The sequence below is a fragment of the Paraclostridium benzoelyticum genome, assembly GCF_001006285.1.
GTDB classification, from domain to species: Bacteria; Bacillota; Clostridia; order Peptostreptococcales; family Peptostreptococcaceae; genus Paraclostridium; species Paraclostridium benzoelyticum.
In genome coordinates, this window is sequence record NZ_LBBT01000345.1 from 1 (window position 1) to 411 (window position 411).

At 40.9% G+C, this 411-nt stretch carries 1 protein-coding gene; it reads right to left on the reverse strand.

Going from position 1 to position 411, the window contains the following annotated elements; all coding sequences use genetic code 11:
* Nucleotides 1-15 precede the first annotated feature (15 nt).
* Nucleotides 16-411: hypothetical protein (locus VN21_RS18780; RefSeq protein ID WP_046824231.1), on the reverse strand; the 396-nt coding region annotated here is incomplete at its 5' end.

The following is a 411-nucleotide window of genomic DNA, read 5'->3' on the forward strand; positions in this document are numbered from 1 at the left end:
TCAAGTGTTTGACTTTTAAATAGGAGTATGAAATATAGACCCAACCAACTGGACTAGATTCGTCTCGTCTTTTAATTCCAGGCATTTTTCTTGAAGACTTGTCAGTAGTTTTCTCAAATCTGAATTTTCGTACTTTTGAACCAGATCTGCTGCATCCGAAGCTGCCTTCGGCCAATAAAACCCTTGATGGAAAACTTTTCCAAGTAACGGCCTAGATCCAATGTGAGATCCACACAGGCCTGCATGTATTTCTTTCATTAACTCTATACCTTCGGTTCTGGATAAGCATTTGAGCAGCGGAGCACAAACTCCATGTTTGTACAACTCCCCTTCTATCATGACATATGGACGAGCTCTTGCCTCTACTCTTTTATTGTAAGCTTCGTCATCTGAAAGGAACTTACCCTGAAG